The sequence below is a fragment of the bacterium genome (assembly GCA_018814885.1).
GTDB lineage: Bacteria > Krumholzibacteriota > Krumholzibacteriia > LZORAL124-64-63 > LZORAL124-64-63 > JAHIYU01.
The window spans coordinates 1-9,664 of the sequence record JAHIYU010000067.1; the positions used below are offsets into that span (position 1 = coordinate 1).

Below are 9,664 nucleotides of genomic sequence, written 5' to 3' on the forward strand. Positions count from 1 at the left end.
CGACGGTCGAACCCTCGACGCGCACGTCGGCCTCGCGCGGGCCGTCGCCCGTGATCACCGTGGCGTTGCGGATCCAGAATGTCGCGTTCATGGCGCAAACCTAAGCGGCGGCCGACGGCTCCACAAGTCGCCGCAGCGTGGTCTGGGCTGGACCGCTGGTCCGGCCTGGACCTATAATCTCCGCCGACGCCAGCGCGTGGAGACGCCCCATTCCGCAGGAGACCCCATGAAACGCATCTCTTCCAGGATCGATACCGCCGACAAGACCTTCCGCGAGAACGCCGAGCAGAACCGGGTCCTGGCCGAGGCCCTGGCCGCGGATCTGGCGCGCATCCGCGAGGGCGGCAGCGCGCGGGCGCGGGAGCGGCATCTGTCCCAGGGCAAGTTGATGGTGCGAGAGCGGATCGAGCGGCTGCTGGACCCCGGGACGCCGTTTCTGGAGCTGTCGCCCCTGGCGGCCCACGAGGTCTACGGCGCCGAGGTGCCCGCCGCGGGCGTGGTGACCGGCGTGGGCACGATCCACGGCCGGCAGGTGATGGTCGTGGCCAACGACGCCACGGTCAAGGGCGGCACCTACTATCCGCTGACGGTCAAGAAGCACCTGCGGGCCCAGGAGATCGCCCGGGAGAACCGTCTGCCCTGCGTCTACCTGGTGGACTCGGGCGGGGCGTTCCTGCCGCTGCAGGCGGAGGTCTTTCCCGACCGCGATCATTTCGGGCGCATCTTCTACAACCAGGCCTGCATGTCGGCCCTGGAGATACCGCAGATCTCCGCGGTGCTGGGCAACTGCACCGCCGGCGGGGCCTACGTGCCGGCCATGAGCGACGAGGTGGTGATCGTCAAGGAGCAGGGCACGATCTTCCTGGGCGGCCCGCCCCTGGTGAAGGCGGCCACCGGCGAGGACGTCACCGCCGAGGAACTCGGCGGCGGCGACGTGCACACGCGCATCTCGGGCGTGGCCGACCATCTGGCCAACGACGACGCCCACGCCCTGAGGATCGTGCGCGACATCGTGGAGAACCTGGGGCCGGTCAGCACGGCGACGATCCCCACCGCGTCGCCCGAGGATCCCCACTACGATCCCGGGGAGCTCTACGGCGTGGCGTCGTCCGACCCGCGCCAGCCCTTCGACATCAAGGAGGTCATCGCGCGCGTCGTCGACGGCAGCAGGATGCACGAGTTCAAGCCCCGCTACGGCAATACACTTATCTGCGGCTTCGCGCGCATCCACGGCTACAGCGTGGGCATCCTGGCCAACAACGGCATCCTGTTCAGCGAGTCGGCCCTGAAGGGCACCCATTTCATCGAGCTGTGCAACGCGCGGCGCATCCCCTTGATCTTCCTGCAGAACATCACCGGCTTCATGGTGGGGCGGGTCTACGAGCATGGGGGGATCGCCAAGGACGGCGCCAAGCTGGTCAACGCGGTGAGCAACAGCAGCGTGCCCAAGTTCACGGTGATCGTGGGCGGCAGCAACGGCGCGGGCAACTACGGCATGTGCGGCCGCGCCTACCAGCCGCGCCTGCTGCTGATGTGGCCCCAGGCCAAGATCTCGGTCATGGGCGGCGAGCAGGCCGCGGGCGTCCTGCTGCGCGTGAAGCAGGACCAGGCCGCGCGGCACGGCGAGACGCTCACGCCGGAGCAGGAAGCGAAGATCGTCGATCCCATCCTGAAGAAGTACGAGACGGAGGGGCACGCCTACTACTCGAGCGCGCGGCTGTGGGACGACGGGGTGATCGATCCGGTCCAGACCCGCGACGTGCTGGGCCTGGCCATCGCCATGAGCCTCAACGCGCCGATACCGCCGGTGAAGTTCGGGGTGTACCGGATGTAGCAAGCGCGGTCATTCGCGGTGCCGCGTCCACGCCGTATCCCGCCCCAGCTTGACGAAGCCCACCTTCTTGTAGCCGAAGACCTCCAGGGTGTCGGGGCCCTTCAGCGTGAGCTTGCAGCGGTACGTGTTGCCGCTCTTGGGGTCGTAGATGCGGCCGTCCTTCCACTTGCCGTCGCCGTCGTCGTGGCGGAAGTTGCGCATCAGTCTCAGGCCCTGGATGGGCCGCTTGCGCAGGGATTCGTCGGGGTTGTTCAGATCCATGCGCGGCTGGCCCGGGGGGCCGTCGCTGCCGTCGTCGGGATACACGGGCGAGCTGAGGTAGACGATGCGGCCGTGGTAGCGGCCGTCGCGCTTGTAGATCTCGATGCGCGACCAGCTCTCGTCGTCGTGGGCCGTCTCCCAGACGCCCAGGATGTCGTCGGGAGCGGTGGGGAGGTCGTTGGCCGGCGCGGCGGCGGCGGCGAGCAGGGCCAGCGAGGCGGTCAGCAACAGTCTGTGCGGAGCCATTTTCTTCCTTTCACGGCTAGTTCGCCATCTTGATCGCCGCGAGCCTGGTCACGACGTCCAGATCCTTCTCGAAACGCACTTCGAGGCCGACGCCCCGGCCTTCAACGTATTTGCGGGCGGCGTCGATGTCCGTGATGATCCGCGCGGGCAGGCCGCTCTCGCGGGCGACGGCCACGGCCTTGTCGCCGAGGACGAAGGTCACGCGGAAATGCTTCTGCTGCGGCACCATGTAGAGCACCGTCCGCTTGCCGCGCTTCACCTGCAACGACCAGCCGCACCTGCGGACATAGCACTTCCAGGTCGCCGTGAGCGGCGCGTACTGTTCTGCCAGATGGGCCAGCAGGCGTTCCCAGTGGACGTGGGAGCGGCCCAGCACGGCGGGCAGCTCGTTTGGCCGCGGCTGGCGTGACGCGTCCAGAAAGGCGCTCGCGGACACGGTTCACCTCGACTGGCCGAAGAAGAAGTTGGCGATCATGCCGGCCAGCGGCGGGAAGATCAGCGTCGATGTCAGGCGCACTGCGGTCAGCTTCCAGCCCAGGATGCCCACTTCCATGGGCAGCCGGCCGAAGGCCCACAGGGACCAGCCGGTCAAGAACGCCACCATGGTGCCCATGCCGGCGCCGGATTTGACCAGCCCCGCCGCGATGGGCAGGCTCATGTACGGCCCGCCCGGGGCCAGCCCCCCGGCGAGCGAGCCGATCAGGATGCCGCGCAGGCCGGACGATTCGCCCACCCAACGCGAGATCGCCTGCTGGGGCACCAGCACCTGCACCATGCCGGCGATGACGAAGGCGAAGAGCAGCAGCGGGATGATCTGCGCCACCATGATCAGGCCGGTGCGCAGGCCCGCGGTCGCCTCGCCCTGACCGCGGGCGTATCCAAAGATGAGAAGCCCTGCGGCCAGGACGCCCATGACGATGGTGGAAGCGAGCATGCGCATCGAATGTCCTTTCTCACCTGAACATGGACTTCACGTCGCCCCAGCTCGACCACTCGTTGCCCATGCTGTTGGTCTCGATGCTCTCCTGCAGGTCGGCGGCGGTGGTGCCGGCGACGTGTTCGAGATCGAGCTCCGTGCGGAACTCTCCGAGCAGTTCCGCGAGTTCGGGGCTGCCCACCTCCTCGAACTCCGTCATGATGTCCAGCAGCGCGGTCTGCATCTCGCCGGTGATGGTGAAGCTCGCGCCCTGGCCGTCGACCTGGGCCCCGACCGCCGGCAGCCAGAGGTCCCAGGTCTCGGCCACGCGATAGATGAGGGTCGGCCTCTGCAGGATCGCGGTGCCGATCGCCAGCGAGTAGTCCCGGTAGAGCTGGATGTAGTAGTCACCCACCGGCGATCCCAGCAGGATCTCGTCGCGGTAACGCTGCAGGGTTTCGAAGTCGGCGCCCGGATCGATGGTGCTCTCGGGCGCGCCCGGCGCTTCCGGCTGTCCGGCCGCGGCCTTGTCCCCGCAATAGTAGCCGCAGATATCGTAACTGTCCTCGCAAAAGAGTTCATCGAACATGTCGAAGATGAACCGGATCTGGCATGCCAGGCACTGCACGGTTTCAAGTGAGATCATGTCAAAAGCGATGCTGTGGGCCGAAACGTGGTCGCTGCGCGAAGACCGCTTGCCGGCGGGATTGAGTATCTGCAGTTCGTTGACGGCATGGGCCGCCCCCGGGGGAATGTCGGCCGCCGGGACCTCGATCGACTGTCGCGGGTCGAAGGTGAACGCGAGCGTATGGATCTGGCCGTCGGCGGTGCTGGTGTAGTTGATGGACGCGCCGCCGGGCGGCAGGTCGTCGACCACGACGTCGACCAGAACGGGGGCGTCGGGTCCCGTCACCACGGCGATATGCCCGTTCGGGTCCAGGGGGATGTCCTCGGCGATCTCGAAATGGGCCGTCGGCGTGTCCGAGTCGTCGTCGATGATGGTCAGGGTCGCCTCGCCCGTGGAACCGGGCGTGTAGTACTCGCTCTCGGCGTAGATGGTCAGCAGGATCGTTTCCGGGCCCTCCGGCTCCGTGTCGGAGTAGATCTGGACATAGAGATAACTCGTGTCCGATGCGGCGGGCTCGAAGCGCGCGTATGTCAGGCCTTCGACGAAGTCAAAGCCGGGGGTCGCCGTGACCGGGGTGACGTAGGCGTAGACCAGGAGCTGTTCCGTCGGAATCTCGGAGATGGTCATTGCGATCGCCATGTCCGCGTACGCCTCGACGACGGTGTACTGGGAGGAGGCGAAGTTGACCACGGCTGGGCGGCGGCGTCGCCCACGAGCGGTCCGCCCAGGACGGCCGGAACGCAAACCCGGGCCAGGAACAGGGCGACGCTTCGCGATGGTGTCGTGGTATCCATACGAGTCATGATTGGGGCTCCTCTCAGTGAGAGATGAGCGCATGATACACGATAAACAACCACGATGGAAACAGGATCGGCCCCGGCGGCCACGGTCTCAGAAATAACCGCGCATCAGGACATCGACCCAGCCCGGCACACGCGCATCCGGCGCTGCGTCGTAGTGGGGATAGTAGGGCTTGAGGTCGAGGACGGGGGTACCGTCGATGGCGTCCAGCCCGCGGACCCGCACGCCCTCATCCACCATGGCGACCAGCTGGACGCAGGTCACCCCGAGGGAATTGGGCCGGTCCTTGGCGCGCTGCGCGAAGATCCCGACCTCGGGCATCTCGTTGAGGCCGCGCGGGCGCCGTACCAGGTGGCGCTCGGGGTCGAAGGACGCCTCGTGCAGGTAGGTCACCACCACGAGGTGGGAGAAGTCTTCCAGTCCCCGCAGCCCCGGGCGCAGGGCGGGTTCGACGTCGATGACCGCTTCCACGTCGCCCCAATCCTCGTCGACGGGTTCGCGGACGGGTGAGCGGACGCGGCCGATGGGCGCGAGGGCGAGTTCTTGTCGGTGATGCATGGGGGTCCTCGTTTCCGGCGTTCGCCGGCTGCACGCGGTATTCAGGTTGCGTTGATTCGTTTCAGGATCTCGTGCATTTCGTGCTGGTTCGCGTACAGCTGCCATACGGCCACCTTGTCCGATTCGACGACGACTCGCCACGCCGCCGGGACGCTCCAGTGGTTTTCCGGTCTCAGCTCCCCGTCCTGCACGAACGTCCCACGGGCCCGCCCCAGCATGATCACCACGTCCTGGTGCTCGAACCGGTCGGAAACTTCGATCCGAAAGTCAGGCACCATGTCGAAATAGCCCTGCCAACCCGAGCTCATGTGATCCCTTCCCCCATGCTCGGAGCCGTCGGCGTCGACGAACGTGTGATCCGGGGTCATCAGACTCGCCAGACGACCGACTTCTCCCGAGTTGATGGCTGTCACGAAAGCGTCGGCAACTTCCAGAGGTTTCATGGCACGATGTCTCCCCGCTGGCTCAACGACGCGTCACCGGTGGCCGGCATCCCGGCGTGCCGGTCCGCACGTACCCTACCGAGGTTCCCCTTCGTCCGCCATGGTGTTGTGGAACCGCGTATCCTGGTTGCGGTAGTACTCGTTTTCCGGATCCAACTCGATGCATCGCTGGATGAGTCGCAGGGCTTCGGCGGTCTCTCCCCGCAGGTGGACCAGCTCGGCCAGGGTGTCCGTGAGCATGGCCAGGTGGCCGGGAGATCCGTCCATGCCGCATCCCTCGCGCGCGATCCGCTCGGCCTCCTCGAGGCACACCCGGTGCTCGAAGCAATACCATGCATAAAGGTTCATCGCGTACGGGTTTCGCCGGAGGTCGAGGGCGTCCCTTCTGGCCCGAGCCGCAGCGGCGTGGTCGTTCATCACGAAGTGGGCGTAATCGAACCGCAATTCGGTTTCCCGGTCGAAGCGATCCGTTGCGCGCGCCTCCTCTACCGCCCGCTCGATGAAGGGTTGCCGCAACGAATCGTCTCCGGCACGGTCGGCCACCTGCTTCATGAGAAAGTACAGCCGGTACCGATAGCGGTCCACCTCGGCAGGGCCGGCCAGCGCGCCCTCCGCCACGGACTTCGCGTCGGCCGCGGTCGCCCAGCCGTCTCCCATGCCCACCAGATACGCCCAGAGGAGATCGAGTCGCTGTTCGGCAGGTGCGCCTCGGTCGAGAGCCTCCATGTAATGCGGGACCGCCTGCTCGTATTCCTTTCTGCGGGCATGATGACTGGCGATGGCCGCGGGGCCCTCCCAGCTTCGATCCGCCCGGGCGCGTGCCAAGCGCTCGTCGACAGGTAACGGATCTTCAAGCGCCTCAGCAAGGGCCGCCAGGAAGCTCTCGACGCCGCCGTAACCGGTAATCCGGCCGTGCTCCACGCCGTCCGGGTCGAGCAGGATGAACTGCGGCACGGACGAGACCGGGTGCTTCCGGTTGAACACCGAGCTCGTGGAATCCTCGATGTCGACCGACACGAAGACAAGGTCGGCGAGAGCGTCCCGCAGCTCCGTCCCCGTTTGGAGGTCCGTCTGAAACGCCTTGCACGGTCCACACCAGGTGGTGAAGGCATCGACCAGGACGAAGGTCGATCTCTCTCGCGCATCGGCGAGCGCTCGCTCGAGCGCCTCCTGCGCGTAACCGTCGGCGCTCGCGGTCGCAATCGTGGCTGCGGCCAGCATCGCGATGGCCTTGATGGGACTGGATGTTGGTCCCGATATCGTCGTGCTTCGCATGAAGAACCTCGGATCGACTTGGGGACGTCGATGATGTAATGTTTCTCAACGTTCAGATAGGCCATGAAGCCAGCATGGCATCAAAGTACGCCAATCGTTACCGAGGCTCGTCTCTTGGTCTGTTCGCTGGCAAATCGCCATTTCACTCATGCAGCGATATCAGATACACCGCGATAATATTCTCAGCCAGAATCTACCACGACTGGAAGTGAGCAGTCAAATCCCCACATCCAACGGGATCATCCCGAGTTCGGCCGATGACCAGGAGGCATTCTGGTGCACATCCCGGAACCGACACCATCTTCTCCGCAAATCGGCTCGGCGACGATCGCCCCTTATCCGTCGATCCCACGCTCGGTTCAATTGCCGGCTGGATCAGCTCCCCGGTCTGTCCTATGATTGGTGGCGGCCCGGCTGCGGCCGTCGCGGCCGGCGCCGCCACCTTTCGCGGATACTCTCGATGACGTCCTCATCCTGCGAGGTCTAGCCTTGCCCAAGATCCTCACGGACCACCGGGGCCCCGTCCTGACCGTCACCCTGGACCGTCCCGACGCCCACAACGCCTTCGACCACGAGATGGTCCTCGCGCTGCGCGACGTCTTCCACGGTCTCGCCGACGCGGCACCGGACGACCGTCCCCACGCGGCCATCCTGCAGGCCGCGGGCAAGACCTTCTGCGCGGGCGGCGACCTGAACGACATGCGCCGCCTGGGCCAGACGGACTTCGACGCGAACCTCGCGTCCGCCCGCGAACTGGGCGAGATGTTCCGGGCGGTGCGTCTGAGCCCCGTGCCGGTGGTGGCGCGGGTGCAGGGCGGCGCCTTCGGGGGCGGCGTGGGCCTGGTCTGCGCCTGCGACATCGTCGTCGCCGACGACAACGCCTTCTTCGCCCTGACCGAGGCGCGCCTGGGCCTGGTGGCCGGCGTGATCTCGCCCCTGGTGGTCGGTCGCATCGGCCTGTCGCGCGCGCGGACCCTCTGCCTGCTGGGCGACAAGTTCGACGCCCGCGCAGCACACCGCATCGGCCTGGTGGACGTTCTGGCGGGGGACGAAGGGCTCGACGCAGCCGTGATCACCACCGTCCGTTCCCTGCTCGCGGGCGGGCCCCGGGCCCTCGGCAAGGTCAAGGAACTGGTCGAGGGGACCGCCGCCCTGGATTTCAAGGAGAGTCTCGAGTTCACCGCGCGCATGATCGCCGAGGCCCGCACCTCGCCCGAGGCCCAGGCCGCCCTGGAAGCCTTCTTCGCCAAGCGCCCCGCGCCCTGGGCCCGAGATCTGGAGGACTGGAAACCGTGAGCCGCACCTTCGAGAAGATCCTCGTCGCCAACCGCGGCGAGATCGCCTGCCGGGTCATGCGCACCTGCCGCGAGATGGGCGTCAGGACCGTCGCCGTGGCCTCCGAGGCGGATCGCCACGCGCCCCACGCCCGTCTGGCCGACGAGACCGTGTCCATCGGGCCCTCGCCGCCCCTGGAATCGTACCTGCGGGCCGACAAGATCCTCGCAGCGGCGCGCGAGACCGGCGCGGAGGCGATCCACCCCGGCTACGGTTTCCTGGCCGAGAATGCCGGTTTCGCCCGGGCCTGCGCCGACGCCGGCGTGACGTTCATCGGGCCGTCCCCCGCGGTGATCGAGCGCATGGGGGAGAAGACGGCCGCCCGGGCGATCATGTCCGCGGCGGGCGTGCCCGTGGTGCCCGGCGCCGCGTTGCCCGAACCCGGACCCGGCGGTTCGCTCGACGCCGCGGCCGTCGAAAAGGTCGCCGACGGTGTGGGCTACCCGCTGCTGGTCAAGGCGGCCTTCGGGGGCGGCGGCAAGGGCATGCGCCTGGTGCGCGACGCCAGGGACCTGGTCGCGGCCGTGGCGGCGGCGGCTCGCGAGGCGACCAAGGCCTTCGGCAACGGCCTGGTCTACCTGGAGCGCTACCTGGAACGGCCCCGGCACGTGGAGTTCCAGATCTTCGGCGACGACCACGGCAACGCGGTGCACCTGCGGGAGCGCGAGTGCTCCATCCAGCGGCGGCATCAGAAGATCGTGGAGGAGACGCCCTCGCCAGCCCTGGACGCCGCCCTGCGCGGCCGCATGGGGGAGGCGGCGGTGGCGGCGGCGAAGGCCGTGGGCTATTGCGGGGCGGGCACCGTCGAGTTCCTGCTCGACCGGGACCGATCGTTCTATTTCCTGGAGATGAACACGCGCCTGCAGGTGGAGCACCCCGTCACCGAACTAGTGACCGGACTGGACCTGGTGCGCGCTCAGCTGCGGGTGGCCGCCGGCGAACCCTTGCCCTGGACCCAGGACGAGATCGTCCCGCGCGGCCACGCCATCGAGTGCCGTCTCTACGCCGAGGATCCCGCGCAGGGCTTCATGCCCTCCCTGGGCGATGTGTTGCTCTACCGCGAACCTGACGGGCCGGGAATCCGGGTGGACAGCGGCATCGGGCAGGGGGACGTGGTGTCCATGCACTACGATCCCATGCTCGCGAAGGTGTCGGTCCACGCCGAGACGCGCGCCGCCGCCATCGCCCGCATGCGCGACGCCTTGCGCCGCTACGTGGTGCTCGGCGTGACCACCAACGGCGCCTACCTGGACGAGATCCTGGCCCACGCTTCCTTCGCTGCCGGGGATACGCATACACACTTCCTCGAGCAGCACTTCGCCGACTGGAAGCCCGACGGCGGCGTGCCGGCGGCCGCGCTGGCGGCC

The 9,664-nt window shown here is 67.5% G+C and carries 10 protein-coding genes; 3 read left to right on the plus strand and 7 right to left on the minus strand.

What is annotated here, in order from left to right; all coding sequences use genetic code 11:
• Positions 1 to 226 precede the first annotated feature (226 nt).
• The gene (locus KJ554_03890; protein MBU0741478.1) at positions 227 to 1,834 is read left to right on the plus strand and encodes a methylcrotonoyl-CoA carboxylase; all 1,608 of its coding nucleotides are present in this window, start codon (positions 227 to 229) and stop codon (positions 1,832 to 1,834) included.
• 9 nt (positions 1,835 to 1,843) lie between these two features.
• On the opposite strand, the gene KJ554_03895 is transcribed toward KJ554_03890, so the two are convergent.
• The 7 genes from KJ554_03895 to KJ554_03925 all read right to left on the minus strand — a co-directional run bounded on the left by KJ554_03895 (position 1,844) and on the right by KJ554_03925 (position 6,962).
• Entirely contained in the window at positions 1,844 to 2,341 is a 498-nt protein-coding gene (locus KJ554_03895) for a DUF2147 domain-containing protein (GenBank protein ID MBU0741479.1), read from the minus strand.
• 16 nt (positions 2,342 to 2,357) lie between these two features.
• Positions 2,358 to 2,777 carry a DUF3788 domain-containing protein gene (locus tag KJ554_03900; GenBank protein ID MBU0741480.1) on the minus strand — a complete coding sequence of 140 codons (420 nt, stop codon included), beginning with the start codon at positions 2,775 to 2,777 and terminating at the stop codon, positions 2,358 to 2,360.
• A gap of 3 nt (positions 2,778 to 2,780) precedes the next feature.
• Positions 2,781 to 3,281 (minus strand): permease, encoded by a 501-nt coding sequence (locus tag KJ554_03905; protein ID MBU0741481.1) that lies wholly within the window; start codon positions 3,279 to 3,281, stop codon positions 2,781 to 2,783.
• A gap of 13 nt (positions 3,282 to 3,294) precedes the next feature.
• A complete protein-coding gene (locus KJ554_03910; protein MBU0741482.1) occupies positions 3,295 to 4,524 on the minus strand; it encodes a hypothetical protein in 1,230 nt (409 codons plus the stop codon).
• A gap of 252 nt (positions 4,525 to 4,776) precedes the next feature.
• Positions 4,777 to 5,244: a tRNA (N6-threonylcarbamoyladenosine(37)-N6)-methyltransferase TrmO gene (tsaA, locus tag KJ554_03915; protein MBU0741483.1), complete on the minus strand. Its 468-nt coding sequence runs from the start codon at positions 5,242 to 5,244 to the stop codon at positions 4,777 to 4,779.
• 41 nt (positions 5,245 to 5,285) lie between these two features.
• Complete coding sequence (locus KJ554_03920; protein ID MBU0741484.1) at positions 5,286 to 5,687, minus strand: nuclear transport factor 2 family protein; 402 nt, start codon at positions 5,685 to 5,687, stop codon at positions 5,286 to 5,288.
• 75 nt (positions 5,688 to 5,762) lie between these two features.
• On the minus strand, positions 5,763 to 6,962 hold the full coding sequence (locus KJ554_03925) for a thioredoxin family protein (GenBank protein MBU0741485.1): 1,200 nt from the start codon (positions 6,960 to 6,962) through the stop codon (positions 5,763 to 5,765).
• A gap of 489 nt (positions 6,963 to 7,451) precedes the next feature.
• On the opposite strand from KJ554_03925, the gene KJ554_03930 reads away from it, so the two are divergent.
• Positions 7,452 to 8,258 carry an enoyl-CoA hydratase/isomerase family protein gene (locus KJ554_03930; GenBank protein MBU0741486.1) on the plus strand — a complete coding sequence of 269 codons (807 nt, stop codon included), beginning with the start codon at positions 7,452 to 7,454 and terminating at the stop codon, positions 8,256 to 8,258.
• Positions 8,255 to 9,664: acetyl-CoA carboxylase biotin carboxylase subunit (locus KJ554_03935; GenBank protein ID MBU0741487.1), on the plus strand; the 1,410-nt coding region annotated here is incomplete at its 3' end. The genes KJ554_03930 and KJ554_03935, both read left to right, overlap by 4 nt.